Below are 21761 nucleotides of genomic sequence, written 5' to 3'. Positions count from 1 at the left end.
GCGATGCGCGCAGCATAGATTCAGTGCAGCGGAGGGACACCGGTCCCGACGCCTATACGGTCTCTATTTTGACCAGAAATTCCTCCAACTCCGGCGGCAAGGGCCGGGAAAAGGCGACTGGTGCACCTGTCTTGGGATGCGCGAATTCGATGGCGCCGGCGTGCAGGAAGTTTCTTCCCAGGCTTATGGCGGGTAGCTTTTTCTTGATGTCACGCATCTCCCGTGGAGCTCCATACAGTGTGTCCCCCACCACCGGATGCCCGATCGACGCCATGTGCACCCGGATCTGGTGCGTCCGCCCGGTGTCGATCTTCACCTCCAGCAGCGCAAACTTCCCGTAGCCGCTCTGCATCTTGCGGAGGACCTTGTAGTGCGACACAGCCTCGCGCCCGCCGCTTCGTCGGGTGGTCATGCGCGTGCGCCTCACCCGGTCGCGGCTGATGGCGCTCTCGATCGTCCCCCTGTCCTGCTTGGGCCAGCCATGCACCAGCGCGATATACGTCTTCTTCACCGTGCGCCCGGCGAACTGCTTCCCCAGCTTGCGGTGCGCGACATCGTCCTTGGCCACCACCATCAGCCCGCTGGTGGCTTTGTCCAGCCGGTGCACGATCCCCGGCCGCAATGCGCCGCCCACCCCGCTCAGGCTACCGAAATGGTGCAGCAGCGCATTGACCAGCGTGCCGCGGTTGCGTGCGTCTTCCGTCGCTCCCGAACCCGCATGCACCATCATCCCCGCCGGTTTGTTGACGATCGCCAGCGACTCGTCCTCGTACACGATGTCGAGCGGGATATCTTCCGCGAGGGCGCGCAGCGGCGGCGCCTGGGCCTCGCCCAACACCTCGATGCGCTCCCCGCCGCGCAAGCGCAATGATGCCTTGGCCGCTCTGCCCTCCACCCGCACCTTGTCCTGTTCGATGAGCTGCTGCACCCGCGCCCGGCTGACCTCCGGCAACTGCGCCACCAGAAACTGGTCAAGGCGCTTGCCTGCCTCTTCGGAGGTAGTCGTGAAGGATTTTGTCGACTGGGACATTCGGTAGGATTCTAGAAGAGCGGTTGGCGATTAGCGATTAGCGTTTATCCAGTTACGACGAACTTCACTGGCCAAACGCTAATAGCTAATTGCTCGACGCTGCTACCGCCGCCTTCGCTTCCGGCTGCTTGCGCACCATCCATATCACTCCCCCCGCGATCACCAGCAGGATGGCGATGAGCTGCGTCCCTGTCATCATTCCGCCGAAGACGCTGCCCCGCCCCGGATCGTCGCGCAGGAACTCCAGGAAGTAGCGCGCCAGTCCGTACAGGAACAGGTACGCGCCGATCACCTGCCCGTCGAATTTCTTGTGCCCCAGCAGCCACATCAGGATGGAAAAATTCACGAACTCCACCATCATTTCGTAGATCTGCGTGGGATGCAGAGGAATGCCCAGCGGTGTTTCCGAGATGAGCTTCGCCAGCGGATTGGTGAAGGTCACGCCCCAGGGCAGGTCGGTCGGCTTGCCGTAGCAGCAGCCCGCGGCAAAGCACCCCAGGCGCCCGATGCCGTGTCCCAGCGCGATGCCGGGCGCGAACACGTCGCAGGTCGCCAGCACCGGCAGGTGGTTCCGCCGGATGTACCAGTACGACATCACGATGGCCGCCACCAGCCCGCCCTGGAACACCCCGCCGGCTTGCAGCGTCCCCAGGCTGAAGATCTCCCGCGGATTCGCCGCGTAGTATCCCCAGTCCATCACGATCAGCAGCACTTTGGCCCCGACGATCGCCGACAGGATGGCCAGGATCCCCAGGTTCCACGTCTTGTCCGGATCGAAGCCGCGGCGCTTGGCGCAATGCACGATGACCACGAGGCCGACGATCAGCCCCAGGGCCGCCATTACCCCGTACGTCGCCAGGCTGAACCGTCCGTAATGAAAAAGCTGGGGAAACACTTCTCTAGTTTAGATGAGAGCGCTTGGTTTGAAGTTCCAGGCGGGAAGTTCTGTTACGGTTTTCCGAAACCTCACTGAGCACTGAGTACCGAGTACGCACAAACAGCCGACCCGCTTGGCCGTGTGCGTCACCGTTTGATGAACCCGTCTACGACGGTGGGAACCCGCCGCGATCCTTTAGGCATCTCCGTCTGGCGGAGCTTCGCACACCGGACCGTTTTACGAGTCGAGCCCCCAGTTCACCAAGTGTTGGTTCAAAAAAACGGCTTCCGCAAACACAAACTTTGCAGGCCGGCCTCACCCTGGATGCTAGAGAAGAACCCAGGCCGCTGGCAAGAGCCCCAGCGTAAAAACTTGGCAATCAAGGTGCTACTAGCCGGCCCGCCGTCCGTCCTGCAAGACCTCGTCCAGGGCGTCGGTCAGGTTGTGCGCCCGCTGGTTGAACTCGCTGGCGATGGCGTCGTACTTGCGCTTCAGGATGTGATATTCGTCGGCGATATTCAGCGCCGCCAGGACCGCCAGCCTCAGGGAGTCCACGGTCTGCGTCTGTCCCGCCACCGCGCGCATCTTCCCGTCCACGTACTCGGCGAGCTTGAAGATGTATTCCTGATCGGAACCGCGCAGGTTGTAGGGTTGGTCGTAGATCTCAACTCGGATTGCGTCGCCATTCGGCTTTGTGCTCACCGAATCTCCTTTCACCCTGATCCCGGACAGGCGTTTCCCGCCCCCTTCCGGTCTTTCTTCGGCTGGCTTTGGGCTGATTATCTCCCGGAATCGTCCGTCGTCAATGCATCAATTTGGCGGAGCATCTTTTCTACCCGGGTACGTACCTCTTCGCGCTCCTTGCGCAGAGCGACGGCCTCGCTGCGCAGCGCTTCGAGCTGCTCCTCGCGGTCTTCCAGTTGCTGGCGCAACCGGTCCGCATCGCGCTCCACCGCCGCCTTGGCCTCCCGCGCCGACTTCAGCAGTTCGATGGTGCGGAACACCTTCTCTTCCAGGGCATGGAAATCATCGGCGGAGACGTGTGGGGCTTCTTCCTGCAACGCCTTGACGGACATACTTTCGGGGACTCCTCTGGGATTTTCGGCTGGCGCAGCGAAAGTATAGCGCATCCGGCCACTCGGGAAATCCACAACTCCGACAAAGCTCCCCGACCAATCGCCCAAGCACCCGATTACTCAATCACTCGGTGCTTGTCCGCCCACCATGCCCACACGAAAGTGAGCCACAGGGAAAAGGTCATGATTTCCAGCACCTTGAGATTCGGAGGCGGGGTGCCGTTGAGGCTGTTGCCCCAGATGGCGAGCAACAGGATGAACAGCGACCCGAATCCCCATCTTCCGGCTGCGTCCATTGGTTTGCTCACGCCCAGATAGAGCGCCAGCCCGATCACAAAAAGTGCAAGCTCTGCCGCCACGCTCGCCGCCACCGAGTTCCACAATCCCAGCCCGACGTACGGCCCGCGCGGCCCAACCGGCAAGTCCGGCCGGTGCACCAGCGCGTCGAGGAACCAATGGCTGAGCACCAGCGCGCCGCAGACCAGCGCTCCCGCTTTGTACTTTCGCAGCGCGAAATAGAGTAAGGCGAAGACCGCCGCCCAGCCCGACGTCGCGACCAAGCTGTGGCTGACCGGGTAATCGTAGAAGTCCAACGGATTGACCTTGGTGATCCCCGGCGCAATACGTACATGCTCCACCCCGGCCACCAGGAACACCGGCCACAGCACGTCGAGAAATTCGGCGGCCACAATCAGCGTCCCGAGCGATGTGCGCGGCGCGAACTTCTTCGCCGCCAGCGCTACGCCAAAATGTCCGATGAACATGAGTTTCTTGCCGACGCCTACGCTCTCAGCGTTCCGCCTTGACCTTGCAGCACCTTGATGATCTTCTGCGACCAGGCCGCGACCTCGTCGTCGCGCAGGGTGCGCTCCGTGGACTGGAAGGTCGCCCGCATCAGGATGGAATACTTGCCCGCTGGCACCGCGCCCCCGCGGAAGATCTCTGCCGGCGCGAAGCTGCGCAGGTCGCCCAGCTTCAACGCCTCGACCGCGCCGCGGATATTCTCCCACTTCACCGTGTCGTCCATCAGGAAGGAGAAATCGCGTTCGACAGCCGGAAACTTCGACAGCGGCTGGTAGCGCGCCTCGCGCAGCGGGTGCGCGTAGAGCCGGTCGAGATAGATCTCCGCCAGAAACACATCCTGCTTGATCTTGCGTGCCGCGGCTACCTCGGGATGGATCTGCCCAAAGCGCGCCACGGTGGCGCCGTCCATCACCGCACGCGCCGAGCGCCCCGGATGGTAGTAGTCGGTCGTGCCGGCGTCGAAGTAAAGATTGTTGTGCTGGAACTCCGACAGCAGTGTCTCCACGTCGCCCTTGAGGTCGAAGAAGGAGTACGGACGCGCCTTCTCATGCACGTTCGGCGGCTCGGCCATCCCGGTTGCGCCCATGGAGATCTGCTTGCGCTCCTCGGTCTTGCCGCTGGCCATCTCGTACACAAAGCCGGCCTCGAACAGGCGCACATTATCGCTGCCGTGGTTGAGGTTATAGGCCAGCATGTTGAGCATGCTGGGCGCCAGCGATGTCCGCATGACCGACATCTCTTCGTTCAGCGGATTCTTCAGCTCGACCGCGCTGGCCGGCGAGAACGCCTTCGCGTCCGCATGCGAGATGAATGTGACTGAAAGAGCTTCGTTGTAACCAAGGGCAAGCAGCGCCGTGCGAGTAGCACCGTCGCGCGCCGCCTCGGGCAACTCGATCACCCCGCCGGAGAACGAGGGCAGCGTGTTGGGAAATTTGTCGTAGCCGTGGATGCGCGCGATCTCCTCGATGACGTCGATCTCGCGCTCCACGTCCAGCCGCCAGGTGGGGATGGTGACCGCGAAGCCGTCGCCCGCGGGCATCACACCGAATCCCAGTCGGCTCAGGATGCGCTCGATGTCGGGGACGTCCTGCCCGAGGATGCGGCGCACCTCGCTGCGGTCCTCCTGGATGGGCTGGCGCGCCAGGCTGCGCGCCGCTGCGTCGATCTCGCCGCCCTCCAATTCGCCGCCGCCCCACTCCAGGATGTGCTGCGCCACCAGCGAACAGGCCAGCGGCGTCGCGCCCCAGTCGGCGCCGCGCTCGAAGCGGTGCGAGGCGTCGGTGTGCATGCCGTGGCGCTTGGCGGTCGCCCGGATCGACGCCGGATCGAACCACGCTGACTCGATCAGCACGTTTTTGGTCTTCTCCGTGATCATGGTGTCGGCGCCGCCCATCACGCCGGCCAGCGCGACCGCCTTCTTGGCGTCGGCGATCACCACGTCATCTTTGGTCAGCGTGCGGCCGACCCCGTCCAGCGTTTTCAGGAATTCGCCGTCGCGAGCCCGCCGGATCACGATCTTGCCGCCCTCCAGCAGGTCGAGGTCGAAGGCGTGCGTGGGGTGGCCCATCTCGATCAGGTTGTAGTTGGTGGCATCGGCGGCGTTGTTGATGGGCCGCGCGTCCATGGATTCCAGCCGCCGCTGGATGTGAGCCGGCGAAGCTTTGATCGTGACATTCCGGATCACGCGCGCCGTGTACCGCGCGCAGCCCTGCGGGTCCTCGATCTCGATCTTGAACTCCGCGCTGCCCTTCGCCGCCGGGAGCTTGGCCTCGAGCGGCTTCAGGTCCAGGTCGTAGATGGCCGAGCACTCCCGCGCCACACCATAGTGGTTCATGCAGTCGGGGCGATTGGTGGTGATCTCCATTTCGAAGATGATCGCATCACCCTCACCCGAAACCGACTCCACCGACGTTCCCGCCATCGTGAGGTCGGTGGCAAGCGTGCGCAGATCGACCTTCTTCAGGTCAACGGACTCGCGCAGCCATTTGGGCGAGATCTTCACGACAACCGTTCCACCGCAGAGAACGCCGAGGTCGCAGAGAAAAACAATTCAAAACCTCCGCGGTCTCTGCGATCTCTGCGGTAAGAAATCACGCGAACTGCTCCAAAAACCGCACGTCTCCGCTGAACAGCAACTGGATATCCCCGATCCCGTACTTTGCCATCGCGATGCGCTCCACACCCATGCCGAAGGCGAAGCCGGAGACTTTCTTCGGGTGGTAGCCGTTCGATTTCACGAACTCGAAGACGTTGGGGTCTACCATGCCGCAGCCCAGCAGCTCGATCCATCCGCTCATCTTGCACACCCGGCAGCCCTTGCCGCCGCAGACGAAGCAGGTGACCGCCACGTCCGCGCTGGGCTCGGTGAAGGGGAAGAACGAGGGGAAGAAGCGCGTCTTCATCGCCGAGCCGAACAGCGCCTTCATGGCGTGGTCAAGCGTGCCCTTCAAGTCGCCGAAGGTGATGTTGGTGTCCACCGCCAGCCCCTCGACCTGGTGGAAGATCGGGTAGTGCGTTGCGTCGGGCGTGTCGCTGCGGTGCACCTTGCCGGGGATGACCACGCGGATCGGCGGCGGGTTCTTCTCCATGTACCGCACCTGCACCGGCGAGGTGTGGGTGCGCAGCAGCAGGCGGTCGCGCTGCGGCTTCTGCTCCTGCCCGGCGATGAACACCGTGTCCTGCGTGTCGCGCGCCGGATGGTTGGGCGGAAAGTTCAGCGACTCGAAGTTGTAGTAATCGGTCTCGATCTCTGGGCCTTCGCCGATGGAGTAGCCCAGGTTCTTGAAGACTTGCACGATCTCGTGCATGGTCTTGATGACCGGGTGCTCGGCCCCCAGCGGCCGTCGGATGCCGGGCAGCGTGACGTCCACACGCTCCTGCTGCAGCCGTGACGCGCTGCCCGCGCCCGAGGCACGCGCCTGCGCCGCCTCGACCGAGGCCTCGACCTTCGTCTTCAGTTCGTTGACTCTCTGCCCGACATCGCGCTTCTGCGGCCCCGGCGCGGCCTTCAGCCACAGGTCGTTGACCTGGGTGAGGATGCCGTTCTTGCGCGCCATCCAGCGGTCACGGAATTCTTTCCAGGCCGCCTCGGACGTAACCTGCGCCGCCTCGCTCTCCAGCGCCGCGAGCAGCTCCCGCACCGCCTTCTCCAGCGCGGTGGGCGAGAAATCCGCGAGTTTTTGAACAGTGTACAAGTCCCTGTCCACTGCGCCTTTCCGGCGGCTTACGTCAGAAACTTATCGGGAAGGGGCACGGCTTCAGCCGTGCCGTACAAGCCAAGAACGAAACCGGCTTTAGCCGCTGAGGGAAGCGCGGGCTTTAGGCCACGCCATCCCCCGGCCAAATGCTAACTGCCAAGTGCTGATTGTGAAAGCTAGAAGCTAGAGGCTAGCAGCTAGAAGCTGGCGGCTACGACGCCAACGCTGCCTTCGCCTGCTCGGTCAGGCTCTTGAACGCCGCGGCGTCCCTGGTCGCGATGTCGGCCAGGATCTTGCGGTCCAGCTCCACGCCGCTCTTCTTCAGCCCGTTGATGAACTGCGAATAGCTCATCCCGTTCTGCTTGGCGGCGGCGCCGATGCGCACGATCCAGATGGACCGGTACTGGCGCTTCTTCTGCTTCCGCCCTGAATAGGCGAACTTCAGCGCCCGCTCCACGCTCTCTTTGGCGGAGCGGTAGAGTTTCGATTTTGTCAGGAAATATCCGGACGCGCGCTCCAATATCTTTTTCCGCTTGGCGCGCCGCTTGGTCCCACGTTTGACGCGAGGCATCTGCTTCTCCTTTTTTGTCTGTGTGGGACAGCTGCCCTCGGCTGTCCTCTTCGTTCTCGCGGCTGGAGGCAGGAGTTGCAGCCTCTTCACACGCGTTCTTCCCAGCTACCAGCTACCAGCTACTAGTACGGGATCATCCGCTTGATCTTGCGCGCATCGGCCGGATCGACCAGGGTGTCGGTGTCGAGCTGGCGCTTGCGCTTGGTGCCTTTCGAGGTCAGGATGTGGCGCTTGAAAGCGTGTCCGCGCTTGATCTTCCCCGTCCCCGTCTTCTTGAACCGCTTGGCGGCTCCGCTGTGTGTCTTCAGTTTCGGCATTTTTCTATTCCAGTGTCATCCCGAACGGTTTCAACCGTGAGGGACCTGCTTTTCCGCAGACCTTCACCCCGGCACACTTCCGCAGCTCGGGACGAATCTCTTATTTTACCTTGTCACTCGGGTTTTCGGCGAGGGACTAAGTCTTCTTCGGCGCCAGGATGGCGTGCAGCGTGTTGCCTTCCATGCGCGGCCGGAACTCCACGATCCCCTTGTCGCCGATGTCCTTGATCAGCCGGTCCAGGATTTGGCGGCCCAGGTTGGTGTGCGTCATCTCCCGCCCGCGGAAGAAGATGGTGGCCTTCACCTTGTCGCCGTCGTCCAGGAATCGCAGCACGTGGTTTTTCTTGAACTCGTAGTCGTGCTCATCCACGTTGATGCGGAACTTCACTTCCTTGACCGTGATCACCTTCTGGTGCTTCTTGGCCGCGCGCTCTTTCTTCTCCTGCTCGTAGAGAAACTTGCCGTAGTCCATGATGCGGCACACCGGCGGCTGCGCCGTCGGCGAGATCTCTACCAGGTCTAGGTTTTGTTCCCGGGCTTTCTTGAGCGCTTCGAAAGGCGGCATGATGCCGAGTTGTTGGCCTTCTGCGTCGATCACGCGGATCTCTTTCGCGCGGATGCGCTCGTTGGTGCGGATAAAACGTTTGTCGATACGATCCTCCCCGGGAATTCAGAAAAGTGCCCAGCGGCCCAGAGATTATAACCTAGGAAGCGGGCGCGACACAGCCGCGGCGCGAGCGCAGGTCCGTGATCCAGGGTGCGACAGCACCTGGCAAAAGCCTACACCGCGCCGATCAGGTGGTCGTTGCGCAAACTTTCGACCCTTGCTTCCACCATCTGGTTGGCCCCGTGCCGTCCGCGCAGCATCAGCTTCAGGTAGTTGTCGCTCAGCGTCTCCGTATAATCGCCGTCGTACAGGTTCAGCGTGATAGTGGACAGCGTCTTACCGACGAACCCCTCCATGAAGACTCTCTTCTTCTCCGCTGCCAGCTCGCGCAGTATGCGGTTGCGCTCCCGCTTGACCGTGTTCAGCACCCGCTCCGGCATCTTCGCCGACGGCGTCCCCGGCCGCGCCGAGTAAGTGAAGACGTGCAGGTAGGTGAAGGGCAGGGAAGCGATAAAGCGGCGGTTCTCTTCGAAGTCCGCGTCCGTCTCGCCCGGGAATCCGACCATCACGTCGGCCCCGATCGCCGCCGTCGGCATGGCCCGCCGGATCTTTCGGATCTTCGCCGCGTAATGCCACGGCCGGTACTTGCGGTGCATCAGCCGCAGGATCCGGTCCGATCCCGATTGCAGGGGCACGTGCGCGTGCTTGGCGATGCGCGGCGAGCCGGCCACCAGCTCGATCAGCTCGTCGCTCCAATCCATGGGCTCCACCGAGCTGATCCGCAGACGCTCGATGCCGGTCTTCTCCACGAGCGCCCGCACCAGTTGCTCGAAACGCTGTGGCCGGTCGAGGTCCCGCCCCCATCGTCCCAGATTGATGCCCGAGATCACCACCTCGCGGAATCCCGCCGCCACCAGCCCATTCATCTCGCGCAGCACTTCGTCCAGCTGGAGCGAGCGGCTCTGCCCGCGCACGAAAGGGATGATGCAGAACGAGCACCGGTTGTCGCAGCCGTCCTGGACCTTGAGGTTGGGCCGGGTTTTTTCCGAGGCGCTGTTCACCTCGAACACCGGCGCCGCCATCAGCTCGGTGTGGGCGAAGATGTCGCCCACGACCTGCACCGCCTCTGGTGCGGCCAGCGTCTCCACGGGGACAAACTCCGCCGGCTGCTGCGCCGCAATCTCCGCTACCTGATGTTTGTGCGAGTTTCCCACCACCCAGGCCACTCCGGGCAGGGAAACGATCTCCTCGGGCGCGCGCTGCGCGTAGCAACCTGTGACCAGGATCTTGCACTCCGGGTTCTGCCGGTGGATCCGCCGGATGGCCGCCCGCGCGTCGTGATCGGCCGCCGACGTCACGGTGCAGGTGTTCAGCACGACCACTTGGGCGTCCTGGGGATTTTCCGCCCGTCTCAGCCCGCGCTGGACCAATTGCTGCGCGATGGCCGCGCCATCGGCCTGGGTCGCCCGGCAGCCGAAATTCTCCACATAGAACGTCGCCACCACCGCATTATAACAACCGCGGGATCGGGGTTCATTCGGGACGACAGACGCGCCACCGGCTGCGTCGGCGCACGATTTTCGTCCCGCGGCGGGGTCGCCCATGCCGTTCCTGTCCTGACGGAAACCGCTCCCGCACCTCCGCGTGCGAGGGGACACACATCCACTTTGTTTCGGGGGTCTGTGATCCGGGCGAGGCGCTTACGCGCTGGCCGGCGACGCACGCCGCGACTGGAAGCACTCGCGGCAGAACACCGGCCGTCCCTGGGTGGGCTTGAACGGGACGGTCGTGTCTTTCCCGCACTGTGAACAGGTTGTGCGGGTCTCCACCTTGTTGAACGAATTGCCGCCGCCGGCGCTGACCTGACTGCCCAGCGTCGAGGCCCGTTTCGCCTTACACGGTTTGCACCGCTTAGGTTCGTTTTTGAATTGTTTGTCGTGGAAGAAGAGTTGTTCCCCGGCTGTAAAGACGAATTCGGCGCCGCAGTCCACGCATTTCAGAATCTTGTCCTGGAATTCCATGGGAAACCTTCCTTGTGCCCGTGTTCCCCCGCCGTCCACGCTGCTGGAGCCGCACCTCAGGCCAGATATGCCCCAGCTCCGGCACGGCGCAGGATGCCTACTCCCCCTGGTTCAACCCGCCCGCGCTCCCACGCGGGTCCTGCCACCTCAAAACTCTCGCCCACCTACCACGGTAGGACTGCGGACTATGACTGCGCGACCGCCAATACAAAGGGCCGCCTCCTTGTGGAGCGGCCCCTTTAGGAAGATCTACTCTTGCTCCTTGCGCGCCTTCTTCCGATTCCGTTTGCGCGCCAGGGCTTCCTTCACTCGACGCTTCTCGCCCGGCTTCAGATAAAAGGAGTGCCGCTTGACCTCCTTGATAATGTCCTCTTGCTGGACTTTGCGCTTGAAGCGACGGAGGGCGTTCTCTAGCGATTCGCCCTCTTGGAGCCTGACTTCGGCCAAAAAAAACACCCCCTCACATACCCGTTTGGTCAGCTAAGTTATTGCAATATCTATCACCCAAGTCAAGAGATATGTTCGATAGGCTACATTTCTTGCGCATTTCCTCAGCTATATTGGTTATCTGATTAACCTCTCAAAAGATCAGCTTCACGGCAAACTGCACCTGCCTGGGTGCGTACGCATCCGTCGGCTGAAGGAAGGTCGACGATTTCACGTAGTAACCGGGGTAGTGGCTGCCCCCAGCCGCTGTGTCGAAGGGGACAAATTCGGCGGCTGAGTTGAGAAATCCATCATCCGTCACCGTTACCCGGTTATTCGTACGGTTGAAGACGTTGAAAGCTTCTGCCAGCGCCTCCAGCTTCAACCGGCTCCCCAGAAAGAAGCGGCGCGCCAGCCGCAAGTCGGTGGTGGCGTAATCGGGGCCGGTAAAGGCGTTCCGCCCGTATCCCGGCAGGCGGTCATTGGCGGTGTTCTGGTCCCCGTTGGCGTCCCCCACCACCTGTGCATTCACTGGCCGCCCGCTGCCAAGGCTCAGCACCCCCGAGACCCTCCAGTCGTTGAACAGCGACTTCAAGAAGGGCTGGTCCCGGTGGAAGGGCTTCGGCTCCCACACCCACGACACCGCCAGGCGGTTCCGCTGGTCGGTGACGCTCGGTCCCCACTCCGCCTGGGGCTGGTAGGTATTCTGGACTGCGGGTGGCCGTCCCACCAGCAGCGCGTCCTGGCCGTTGTCGCTGGCCCGCGCCCAAGTGTACGCCAGGCGAAAGTAGAAGCCGCTGGTCATGCGCCGCCTGGCCGAGATGGTCAGCCCGTGGTAGATGCTGGTGGCCGCGCTCTCGAAGACGTTGATTGCCGCCAGGCTGGGGACCGGCCGCACCACGTCGTTCAGGCACGGTGGCCACTTGCAGTCGAAGCTGGGCGTCATCTGCCAGGTCGCGAAGGAAGCCACCGGATAGTAGTCGCCGGTGAAAGCGGTGCTCTCGTCGAACACCGGATACTGGACGACCATCGGCTCGGGTAGGTTCATGTCCCGCGCCCGGATCAGGTTCCTTCCGCTGACGTAGAGGTAGGCTGCGCCGATCGCGAAACGCCGCCAGATCTCCTTCTCCACCGTCAGGCTGCCCTGCTGGACCACGGGAGTCCGGAAATCCTGCGCGAAGGCCGAGATCTCCGACGTCAGATAGGCGGCCATGTTGTCCGGCGCCGGGCACGATGTCGCCGCCGCCGCACACACGCTCACCGGGGTCGGATAGCTGGGGAACACCGCAGCCTCGCCGTTGGGCGTGTTCCGCAGGAACAGGTGCTGTCTCTCCAGCCCGTTGTAGAGTTCGACCGCTGAGTTGTAGATCTGTGGGATGCGCGTGTAGAACAACCCGAATCCCCCACGGATTACCACTGGCTTCTGGTCTCCGATGGAATACGCAAAGCCCACCCTCGGCGCCACGTTGTTGCTGTCGGTGGGCACCTGGCCCGAGCCCGGCCACAGCGGGTTCGCCACCAGGCCGCTGCTGCGGAACGTCTGCAGGTCGTAGCGCACGCCCAGGGTCAGCGCCAGGTGGTCGGTGACCCGGATCGTGTCCTGCGCGAAGAGGGCATACTCGCGCGTGTCCGGGTGCGTCACCGCGTCCCCAAAATCCTGGATGTAGTAGCGCGGCACGCCGTGCGCGTAGGCCCGCAGCGGCGTGATCTCCATCCCCAGCGTCATGGGCTTGAAGGTGAACGGGTTCACCCGGGTGTTGTCGAACAGGTACTCCCCGCCCGACATCAGGGGAAAGAAATTCTCCACCCAGGCCTGGCTGAAATCGGCGCCGAATTTCCACGCGTGCCGCCGCCCGTCCAGCGTCAGGGTCTCCACCAGGTGGATCCGGTGCTCGCGCGTATTGCGCGGCAGGATGGACGATCGCCCGAAGGCCTCGATCACGTCGTAGATGCTGGTGCGCACATCGCTGGAGTTGGGGTCGCTCGTCTGCAGGTCGCGCGAGAACTGCGCCTTCAGGTTGCTGGTGAGGTGGAACGAAAGCGCGCTGGTCAGGCTCAACGACGCGCTCTCCGTGCTCACCCGCTCCTCACCGTTCTCGCTGGTCGCGTAGTGCGTGATGGGGCTGCTCCCATCCAGGAACACGTTGTTCTGGCCCCAGTAGCGTGAGGTGCTCAGCCGCGCTACCAGGTAATTCCGCGGCGACAGCGCCCAGTCCACCTTCATGAACCCCGTGTTCCCCACCATGGCCGCCGCCCACGGGCCGCCCATCTGCGAGAGTTGGCCGGCGGTGGCGAATACCAGGTCCCGGTCGCTGGCCTCGTAATCGTCGGGCGTTGGCGTCACCGTCGCCTTCCCGTTCCAGAAGTACACCACCGTGGGCACGTGATAGATGTGCTGGTCGAAGCCGGCGTAGAAGAACACGCCGTTCTTGCGGATGGGGCCGCCCACCGTGACTCCGAACTGATTTTGCCGGCTGGGCGGCTTGATGTCGCTGAACGGATGCTGCGCGCTCAAACTCCCGTCGCGCAGGTACCAGAATGCGGTTCCGTGATAGTTGTTGGTCCCCGATTTGGTGACCACGTTCACCACGGCGCCGCCCGAGCGTCCCAGCTCCGCCCCGTAGGTGTTCGACGAGACGCGGAACTCCTGCACCACCTCGTTGCTGAACTGGTAGGGCGCGCGGTAACGCCCGCGCGCCTGTGTGAAGAAGGCGTTGTTGTTGTCCAGCCCGTCCACCAGGAAGCTGGAGTTGTAGCCGCGCACTCCGCCGAACGACAGGTCTCCTACCGAGGTCGAGGTCAGCCCGCGAGGGTCCTGGGTCACGCCCGGCGTCAGCAGCACCAGGTCGGTGAACCGGCGGCCGTTGAGCGGCAGCTCGGAAATGGCGCGCGAATCGATCACCGAGGACACCGCGCTGGCCTGCGTTTCCACCGCCCCGGGCTCGCCCGAGATGGTGACCGCCTCGCGCGGCCCGGCCACGTGCAGCCGCGCGTGCAGCTCCACTACTGCGCCGACTTCGACGCGCACGCCCTTGCGCACCTCGGGAGCCATTCCCGCGGCCTCGATCCGCACTTCGTACTGGCCCGGGGGCAGGAACTGGATGGCAAATCCGCCGTCGTCGCCCGTGGTCACCGCGCGCTGCACCGCGGTGCCGCTGTTCACTGCGGTCACCGTCGCCTGCGGGACGCGAGCGCCGCTCGCATCCGAGACCGTCCCGCGCAACGTTCCCAGTGCCGCGTCCTGGCTGTAGGTGGATTCGGAGAAGAAGGTCAGGAGAAAGAGAAGAAGGATATGAAGACAGCATGGCCGCGGCCCGTGGGACATACGATGCCTCCGCGGAATGAATCTGCGAACCCGCTCATATATCCCTGCCCCAAGCCTTGCGTCTGTGACTTGCGCACCGCTGTTCTGAAATCAGAACTCCAGATTGCGCACTGGGCTTTCCCAAAACGGGAAAGGCGCGGATTGTCCGCGCCAAAAATTACAAATTTCCAATTTCAAATTACAAATCAGTCCGCGATCTGCACCAACTGCTGTTGCTTGCGCGGCGACAGGATCCCAGTCCGCGCAAACGACTTGTCGCAATCGGCTGCCGACGGCCCCCGCATGTCGCCCTCCATGTACGCCAGTCCGGGGCACCGGCTGCACGAAGCCACGTTGCCGCACGAAGTGCAGGTGTGCAGGTCGCTGACTCGGATGCCGCGCACCTCCTGCATTTGCGGCGACCCGCGCCAGATGTCGAGAAACTTCTGCCGGCGAAGGTTCCCCGTGGGCAGGGGGAACTGCACGCAGGGGAAGACATCGGCATAGGGCGAGATGTAGCAGGCGGTGTGTCCGGCGCTGCACGGCAGCGCCTCCAGCGCGCTGGTATCCACCTCTGCCGTGGCGCAGAACTCGTCCACGTCGTCCACCAGGGTCGCGTCGCGGAACAGCTCGGGCAACATGGTGTTGGGGATGCGAAGATCGAGGATGGAGGTATCTCCGTCCAGCTTCGGCGTGATGGTGGGGTCGAGCTGGAAGGTGACGCCCAGCTCCTCGGCCATGCGCTGCACTTCCTTGTAGTCGCTCATGTTCTGCCGCATCATCACCCCGGCGATGATCACCTTCAGCCCCTGGTCGCGCAGGAAGCGGATGGCGCGGAGGGTGCGCTGCAGCGATCCCGGCGCCTTGGTGATGGCGTCGTGCACCTCGCTGCGGTGGGAGTAGACGCTGATCTGTACCACTTCCACCGCCAGTTCGCGAAGCCGCGCCGCCTCGCGCTCCCCGATCAGGATGCCGTTGGTCTTGACCTTCACCGAGAACATCAGCTGGCGCGCGTATTCCACGATCTCGAAAAAGTCCTTGCGCATCACCGGCTCGCCGCCGCTCAGGATGAGGAAGAAGGTGCCCGCGGCGGCCAGTTGGTCGAGGATGTCTTTGACCTCGGCGGTAGTCACTTCGCCGTGGTCGTCATGGTCGAGATAGCAGTGGACGCAGCGTTCGTTGCAGCGCCACGTCAGGTCGAAGTGCGCGCTCAGCGGTACCCCCAGCTCCAGCGCCCGCATCCCGACTTCCACCATCAACTGCCCGTTCACGCTTTCTCCTTGGGACAAACTATTACTGTGTCATCCTGAGCGAGTGCGCCGCCTTCGGCGCGCGAGTCGAAGGACCCCTACCATCAAGGATCAACCCGCGATCGGCTGGTCCGAGACCAGCAGAATGCCGTGTTGCGAAAGCTCGCTCACAAAGGCCTCCGCATCCTGCATCGCGGTATAGCGGTCCACGTCGAATTCTTCGCAAACCGCCTGCTCCACGATGCTCTCCAGCGTCGTCCGTCCGTCGGCCGCATTCCAGATCGCTGTCGCCACCGGATTGAGCGTGAACAGGGTCGAGTCCTTGCCCGACATGATCACCATCTCGTCGCCCAGCATGCGGGCCGCCACCATGGTGCTCCGCGCCAAGTACTTCATGCCATCAGCTCCCAGACCCGCGCGTCCGGCACGAACTCCAGCCGGTACGAGGGCACGTTCAACACAAACTCTCCCGCCGCCTCGAACACCTGCGAAACCAGTCTCTCATCCTCGGCGAAGAAGAGGATGTTCTGCATCAGGCGGAACAGCGCCTCCGCCGTTGCCAACGGTTCGATCCGGTTCTGCGCAGCCTTCTCCAGGAAATACAGCCCCGTGATGGGCGCGCACACGTTCTCGCCCACCTTCGCCAGCTCCCCGGCAAACGGCGTCCCGAAGGCGACATAAGTATTCCGGGTGTCATCCTGAGCGAGCGCGCCGTCTTTGGGCGCGCGAGTCGAAGGAGCCCTACCTTCGGCACGATCCTTGCGGATATAGGAGATTTCGTCCGTCAGGAGGACCACATCCCCCGGCGCCAGGCGCGAGATGGTCGTCTTGCCCGCCTCGGACTTACCGGAAAAAAGAAACGCCTTGCCCTTCCGGATCGCCGATGCCGCATGCAGCAGGAACCCGCCTTCTTCCGCCAGCAGCAGAGTGTGCAGGATGCGCAGCACCGAATCGATGGCATACGGATTGGCCGTCTGCCGCACCCACCCGCGCCGACGCTCCGGCTCCCACTCGGCGCGAAAATCCCCTCGCGTCAACACCCACCTCCCGCCCGCACGCCGGACACGCACATCTTCATCCGGCCCCGTCGCTCCCTCGGCCAACAACTCGATCTCGAGTACGAAGGGCTCTTGCTGCCCGGCCGCCGCCGGCCGGACAGCCGGCGCAGCGGGCGACGGAACGAATCCCACGTACCTTTCCTCCAACATCCTCCGGAATTCGTCGCTGTCCGTCCGCAGGCACACACTCATCCCGCCGATCTCGATCATTAAGTCGTGCGTTTGCGAGGCGGTCGCCAATCTCTCCCCGATTTCCCGGATATTAGCATCTCTCGACCGGCCCCGCCCCATCTTATGGACCAAAGTAACCATTCCCGGCGATCCCGGCGATGTTGGCAATCCCGGCGATCGCATTGCCCCTCCTTCCGCTCGCGTGCTAACTTCTACGTTTTCCTTGTGACGCAATGATCCGCTCTTACAAAGGCATCTCTCCGCAGATTCCCGCGACCTGCTACGTGGACGAATCCGCCCAGATCATCGGCGACGTGGTCCTGGGCGACCACGCCAGCGTGTGGATGAACGCCGTGCTCCGTGGCGACGTGAATTCCATCCGCGTCGGCAAGAATTCCAACATCCAGGATTGCTCCGTGCTGCACGGCATGCTGGGCGAGTACACGGTCGAGGTCGGCGACTGGGTCACCGTCGGCCACTCGGCCACGCTGCACGGATGCAAGGTCGAGGACCACTGCCTGATCGGCATGGGCTGCGTGATCCTGAACGGCGCCCGCATCGGCCACGGCAGCATCATCGCCGCCGGCACCGTCATCCCCGAGGGCACCCATGTGGAGCCACACTCGCTGTGGATGGGCGTCCCCGGCAAGTTCCGCAAGAAACTGGATGACGAGGCGCAGAAAATGATCATGCGCTACGCCCAGAACTATCTCGGGTATAAGGAGCAGTACCTGAAAGAGATGAAGGGACAGCAGCGGTAATGCCGGATCGAGTCATCAAGGCTATTCGAGGAACCCGCGACCTTCTCCCGCCCGAAACCGAGCTGTGGAATTTCACCGAGTCGGCGGCGCGCGACGTCTTCCGCTCTTATCACTTCCACGAGATCCGCACTCCGGTTCTCGAGGACCTGGCGCTTTTCCAGCGTTCCGTCGGTGAAGAGACCGACATCGTGTCGAAGGAGATGTTCGCCTGGGAGGACCGCGCCCGCGCCCAGTCGGAAAAAGGCCAATGGCTCGCTCTGCGCCCGGAGAACACCGCCGGTGTCGTCCGCGCCTACATTGAGAACCGCCTGTGGGAGCGCCCCGGTCTGCAGAAGCTCTTCTATATCGGACCGCAGTTCCGCCGCGAACGCCCGCAGAAGGGCCGCTACCGCCAGTTCTACCAGATCGGCGTCGAGATACTCGGCCCGCCCACCGCGGGCAGCGAATCGCCCATCGTGGATGCCGAAGTCCTGGAGATGATGGCCACCCTCCTCGACCGCCTCGGCATCGCCGGCTGGACGCTGGAACTGAATTCTGTCGGCTGCGCCGACGACCGCCGGCGCTACAACGAGGCGCTGCGCGCCGCGCTCAAAGACGTGGTGCACACGATGTGCGCCGACTGCCAGCGCCGCACCGAGACCAATCCTCTCCGCGTCCTTGACTGCAAGGTCCCCGCCGACCAGCCCATCATCGAAAAGCTCCCCCGCATGTTCGATTTCCTCGACGATCCCTGCCGCGCCCATTTTTCTGACGTGCAGGTGATTCTTTCTTCTGTCGGCGTCCCCTTCCACCTCAACCACCGCCTCGTCCGCGGCCTCGATTACTACACCAGGACGGCGTTTGAGTTCACGCATGGGGCGCTGGGGGCGCAGAACGCGATCCTGGGCGGAGGAAGATACGACGGATTGTCGGAAGCGCTGGGTGGGCCGAAGGCGCCGGGGATCGGCTTCGCCATCGGAGAAGACCGGCTCGTGCTCACGCTCAGCGAGCACCACAAGCCTTCGCTGAGGCCGGCGGATGCGTACATCGCGCCGCTGGGCGCAGGGATGAACAAAGAGGCGGCGAAGCTGGGACGCGAACTGCGTCGCGCGGGGCTGATCGTGGACCTGGGCGACGAGAGTTTCCGGCTCAAGCGCTCGCTGGAGCTGGCCAGCAAGACGGGCGCGCGCTTCGCGGTCATCGTGGGCGAGAACGAGGTGAAAGCGGGCGCGTTCGCGCTGAAGAACCTGGCCAGCGGCGAACAGGTCTCGGTGCCGCGCGCGGAGCTGGCCAAAACCATCGCCGGGAGCTGATCTGAGTTTCCAGTTTCTCGTTTCTAGTTTCTCGTGACGTCCAGGGGCAGCGATGATTCGCACCTTCTTGAACCTGGTCATAATGATCGCTATGCCAGTGTCTTGCGCGTGCGCGCAAGACAAGCCCGCGGGGCCGCCGGCGAGTCTGGCGGGCGCGCCGCTGGTCATGCTGGAGAAGGACCTGATCCGCGCGGAGAAATCACACAACCTGCAATCCATCGACACGGCGCTGGTGCCCGAGTTCCTGGAGATCGCGGGCAACGGCCGCCTGTACACCAAGGCGGAGATCATGGAGGTGGTGAAGGACATCCAGATCGAAGACTACGCGCTGGAGAATTTCCGCGTGCTGAACGTCCGCGACGACCTCGGCATCGTCACCTACGAGGCCACGGTGCGCGGCAGTTACAAGGGGCAGGCGTTCCCCATGCACAACTATCTGAGCTCGACCTGGCGGCGGCAGAAGAACCGCTGGCAGATGGTGTTCCACACCTCCACCCCGATCCCGGAACAGGTGGCGGTGGAAGCGCCGCCGGACGCCATCGAGCGGGAACGCCGGCTGCTCGATTCCGAGCTGCACCACAATGTCGAAGCGATCATGGCGGTGCTGGCCGACGACTTCCGTGAGATCGGCGGCGATGGCGGCCTGTACGGCAAGGCCGATATCCCGCGCCTGCTGGCCGACGTCCGCATCGACGAGGTCACCGCCCACGACATGGTGGCCACCGCGCTGGGCAGCGGAGGCGTGCTGGTCACCTACCGCGTGGAAGGCAAGGGCGCGTACAAGGAGAAGCCGGTCCCCATCCATTTTGGCGTGAGCAGCGTGTGGCAGGAGCGCAGCGGCAAGTGGCTGCTGGTATTCCACCAGGGAACCGTGATCCAGGCGGAGGCCGCTCCGAGCACGCGCTAGTCCCTGCGCCGTCCCTCCGGGACTCCGAACGCTCTTTCAACCGCATACCCAGGACTTCCGTCCTGGGCTACACATTCGCCGTCGCTCTGCGACTGTGTGCTTCAGAGGCCGAGTTTCGCGCCGACTTCCGTAGTCTCCCAGAGGCAGGCGTTTATAATCCTTGTTTCCGCAGGCGCGGAGAACCCTGACACGAAGGCATTCATTTGCTCGATTTCCTCGGAGATCTAAGACGGACGCACAAATGCGGCGAGCTGCGCGCTTCCGACGCCGGCCAGAAGACCGTGCTGATGGGCTGGGTGAACAAGCGGCGAGACCACGGCAAGCTGATCTTCCTCGACGTGCGCGACCGCACCGGCATCACCCAGGTGGTGCTCGATAAGGACGCGAACCCGGCCGCGCACCACAAGGCGGAATCGCTCCGCCTGGAGTATGTGGTTGCGGTGGTCGGGCGGGTGAAGAAGCGCGACGCCGACGCCATCAACCCCAAGATTCCCACGGGCGAGATCGAAGTGGTCTGCGACGAGCTGCGCATCCTGAACGAATCGAAGACGCCGCCTTTCCTCCCCGGCGAATCCGTGCTGCCCAACGAGGAGATGCGGCTCAAGTATCGCTACATCGACCTGCGTCGCGAACAGATGCAGGCCAACATCGAGCTGCGGCACAAAGTGGCGCTGGCCATCCGCCAGAACCTGTCGGAGCAGGGCTTCTTCGAGATCGAGACGCCGTTCATGACGCGCTCCACGCCCGAAGGCGCGCGCGACTACCTGGTGCCCAGCCGCGTGTATCCGGGATCGTTCTATGCGCTGCCGCAGTCGCCGCAACTGTTCAAGCAGATCCTGATGATCTCCGGCTTCGACCGCTACTTCCAGATCGTGCGCTGCTTCCGCGACGAGGACCTGCGCGCCGACCGGCAACCGGAATTCACCCAGGTGGACCTGGAGATGTCGTATCCGCAACAGGAGCGGGTCTTCGAGGTGGTCGAGGCGTTCCTGAAGGCGGCGTTCCTGGCCGCCGGGGTGAAGATCCGCGACACCTTCCCCCAGATGCCGTACGACCAGGCCATCCGGCTCTACGGCAGCGACAAGCCCGACCTGCGCCTGCCCGGCTTCACCGATGTCCACGACATTTTCACCGCGGAGATGGCGCAGACGCTGCAACTCGATCCCGAGCTGCCCATCGTCGCCATCAAGATCCCCAAGGTCGGCGAGCTCTCGCGCAAGGAGCGCGACGACAACAAGGCGCTGTTCTCCACCAAGGGCGGCGCCAAGCTGCTCGACGACCTCAAGCGCCTGGAGAAATCGTGGCCCGACGCGGTGGCCAAGATCAAAGAGCGTGTGGGACAGCCGACCTCGGCTGTCGCTCCGGACCTGATCGTCATCGTCGGCGGTACGCCCATGCGGGAGAAGGACCCTGTCTATCTGCGCAAGGCGGCCATGGCGGTGTACACCTCGGCGGGCGGGTTCCGCCTGGACCTGGCGCGCAAGTACGCCGAGCGCCACGGCGCCTTCGCCGGCGACCGCAAGGATCCGAACTCCTACGAATTCCTCTGGGTGACCGGTTTCCCCATGTTCGAGTGGGACGAGAACGAGCACCGCTGGAACGCGGCGCACCATCCCTTCACATCTCCGTTCGAGCAGGACATGGAGAAGGTGATCGCCGGACGCGACCTGGACACGGTGCGCGCCCGCGCCTACGACGTCGTGCTCAACGGCACCGAACTGGGCTCGGGGTCCATCCGCATCCACCGCCAGGACGTGCAGCGCGCCATCTTCAAAGCGCTGGGCATGACCGATGACGAGGCGCGCTCGCGCTTCGGCTTCTTCCTGGAGGCGCTGGAGTACGGCACTCCGCCGCACGGCGGGATCGCGCTCGGCCTGGACCGCATCGTGATGATCCTGGCCGGGGCCGACAGCCTGCGCGAAGTCATCCCCTTCCCCAAGACCGCCAAGGCCGTGGACCTGATGGTGGACGCCCCCACGCCAGTGGGCGAGGCGCAATTGAAGGAGCTGGGGATCACGGTCAAGCGTCGGGCCGAGAGCGAAAAGGCGTAAGCTCGTGACACCGGTTGGTGAGCAACATTGTCTCTTCAGTC

General features: G+C 63.6%; 21 protein-coding genes and 1 other RNA gene. 4 read left to right on the top strand and 18 right to left on the bottom strand.

All coding sequences use genetic code 11. The features are described 5' to 3' along the window. Positions 1-52 precede the first annotated feature (52 nt). From LAN37_02545 to LAN37_02460, 18 genes are all read right to left on the bottom strand, one after another. On the bottom strand, positions 53-1030 hold the full coding sequence (locus LAN37_02545) for an RluA family pseudouridine synthase (protein MBZ5646084.1): 978 nt from the start codon (positions 1028-1030) through the stop codon (positions 53-55). 85 nt (positions 1031-1115) lie between these two features. After that, positions 1116-1925: a prolipoprotein diacylglyceryl transferase gene (lgt, locus tag LAN37_02540; GenBank protein ID MBZ5646083.1), complete on the bottom strand. Its 810-nt coding sequence runs from the start codon at positions 1923-1925 to the stop codon at positions 1116-1118. A gap of 104 nt (positions 1926-2029) precedes the next feature. After that, positions 2030-2221: non-coding RNA, 6S RNA (gene ssrS / locus LAN37_02535), on the bottom strand. 76 nt (positions 2222-2297) lie between these two features. Then, entirely contained in the window at positions 2298-2624 is a 327-nt protein-coding gene (locus tag LAN37_02530; GenBank protein MBZ5646082.1) for a cell division protein ZapA, read from the bottom strand. A gap of 62 nt (positions 2625-2686) precedes the next feature. Beyond that, the gene (locus LAN37_02525; protein MBZ5646081.1) at positions 2687-2983 is read right to left on the bottom strand and encodes a hypothetical protein; all 297 of its coding nucleotides are present in this window, start codon (positions 2981-2983) and stop codon (positions 2687-2689) included. Positions 2984-3099: 116 nt separating this feature from the next. Beyond that, positions 3100-3747 (bottom strand): hypothetical protein, encoded by a 648-nt coding sequence (locus tag LAN37_02520; GenBank protein ID MBZ5646080.1) that lies wholly within the window; start codon positions 3745-3747, stop codon positions 3100-3102. Positions 3748-3764: 17 nt separating this feature from the next. Continuing rightward, the gene (pheT, locus tag LAN37_02515; GenBank protein ID MBZ5646079.1) at positions 3765-5789 is read right to left on the bottom strand and encodes a phenylalanine--tRNA ligase subunit beta; all 2025 of its coding nucleotides are present in this window, start codon (positions 5787-5789) and stop codon (positions 3765-3767) included. An 88-nt stretch (positions 5790-5877) separates the two neighbouring features. Continuing rightward, the gene (gene pheS, locus LAN37_02510) at positions 5878-6993 is read right to left on the bottom strand and encodes a phenylalanine--tRNA ligase subunit alpha (GenBank protein ID MBZ5646078.1); all 1116 of its coding nucleotides are present in this window, start codon (positions 6991-6993) and stop codon (positions 5878-5880) included. 202 nt (positions 6994-7195) lie between these two features. Then, the gene (gene rplT / locus LAN37_02505; protein MBZ5646077.1) at positions 7196-7555 is read right to left on the bottom strand and encodes a 50S ribosomal protein L20; all 360 of its coding nucleotides are present in this window, start codon (positions 7553-7555) and stop codon (positions 7196-7198) included. A gap of 122 nt (positions 7556-7677) precedes the next feature. After that, positions 7678-7872 (bottom strand): 50S ribosomal protein L35, encoded by a 195-nt coding sequence (gene rpmI / locus LAN37_02500; GenBank protein ID MBZ5646076.1) that lies wholly within the window; start codon positions 7870-7872, stop codon positions 7678-7680. Between the two features lie 136 nt (positions 7873-8008). Continuing rightward, on the bottom strand, positions 8009-8509 hold the full coding sequence (infC, locus tag LAN37_02495; protein MBZ5646075.1) for a translation initiation factor IF-3: 501 nt from the start codon (positions 8507-8509) through the stop codon (positions 8009-8011). Positions 8510-8652: 143 nt separating this feature from the next. After that, a complete protein-coding gene (gene mtaB, locus LAN37_02490) occupies positions 8653-10083 on the bottom strand; it encodes a tRNA (N(6)-L-threonylcarbamoyladenosine(37)-C(2))-methylthiotransferase MtaB (protein MBZ5646074.1) in 1431 nt (476 codons plus the stop codon). A 96-nt stretch (positions 10084-10179) separates the two neighbouring features. Continuing rightward, complete coding sequence (locus tag LAN37_02485; protein MBZ5646073.1) at positions 10180-10500, bottom strand: zinc-ribbon domain containing protein; 321 nt, start codon at positions 10498-10500, stop codon at positions 10180-10182. Positions 10501-10749: 249 nt separating this feature from the next. Beyond that, positions 10750-10947 (bottom strand): 30S ribosomal protein S21, encoded by a 198-nt coding sequence (gene rpsU / locus LAN37_02480; protein ID MBZ5646072.1) that lies wholly within the window; start codon positions 10945-10947, stop codon positions 10750-10752. 133 nt (positions 10948-11080) lie between these two features. After that, complete coding sequence (locus tag LAN37_02475) at positions 11081-14251, bottom strand: TonB-dependent receptor (protein MBZ5646071.1); 3171 nt, start codon at positions 14249-14251, stop codon at positions 11081-11083. Positions 14252-14436: 185 nt separating this feature from the next. Then, positions 14437-15501, bottom strand: coding sequence for a radical SAM protein (locus LAN37_02470; GenBank protein MBZ5646070.1), 1065 nt, complete (start codon positions 15499-15501; stop codon positions 14437-14439). Between the two features lie 90 nt (positions 15502-15591). After that, the gene (locus LAN37_02465; protein MBZ5646069.1) at positions 15592-15876 is read right to left on the bottom strand and encodes a PqqD family protein; all 285 of its coding nucleotides are present in this window, start codon (positions 15874-15876) and stop codon (positions 15592-15594) included. Continuing rightward, positions 15873-16688, bottom strand: coding sequence for a hypothetical protein (locus tag LAN37_02460; GenBank protein MBZ5646068.1), 816 nt, complete (start codon positions 16686-16688; stop codon positions 15873-15875). The genes LAN37_02465 and LAN37_02460 overlap by 4 nt, the downstream gene beginning before the upstream one ends. A gap of 254 nt (positions 16689-16942) precedes the next feature. Between LAN37_02460 and LAN37_02455 the strand changes: the two genes are divergently transcribed. The 4 genes from LAN37_02455 to aspS all read left to right on the top strand — a co-directional run bounded on the left by LAN37_02455 (position 16943) and on the right by aspS (position 21720). Further along, the gene (locus LAN37_02455) at positions 16943-17470 is read left to right on the top strand and encodes a gamma carbonic anhydrase family protein (GenBank protein MBZ5646067.1); all 528 of its coding nucleotides are present in this window, start codon (positions 16943-16945) and stop codon (positions 17468-17470) included. Continuing rightward, positions 17470-18762, top strand: coding sequence for a histidine--tRNA ligase (gene hisS, locus LAN37_02450; GenBank protein MBZ5646066.1), 1293 nt, complete (start codon positions 17470-17472; stop codon positions 18760-18762). Before LAN37_02455 ends, hisS begins: the two co-directional genes overlap by 1 nt. A gap of 91 nt (positions 18763-18853) precedes the next feature. Beyond that, the gene (locus LAN37_02445; GenBank protein ID MBZ5646065.1) at positions 18854-19669 is read left to right on the top strand and encodes a nuclear transport factor 2 family protein; all 816 of its coding nucleotides are present in this window, start codon (positions 18854-18856) and stop codon (positions 19667-19669) included. Positions 19670-19872: 203 nt separating this feature from the next. Beyond that, positions 19873-21720 carry an aspartate--tRNA ligase gene (gene aspS, locus LAN37_02440; GenBank protein MBZ5646064.1) on the top strand — a complete coding sequence of 616 codons (1848 nt, stop codon included), beginning with the start codon at positions 19873-19875 and terminating at the stop codon, positions 21718-21720. The last annotated feature ends 41 nt before the right edge of the window (positions 21721-21761 follow it).

Source organism: Terriglobia bacterium (genome assembly GCA_020073495.1).
Classification (GTDB): domain Bacteria; phylum Acidobacteriota; class Terriglobia; order Terriglobales; family Acidobacteriaceae; genus JAIQFD01.
This window is presented reverse-complemented; position numbering and strand designations above follow the sequence as displayed.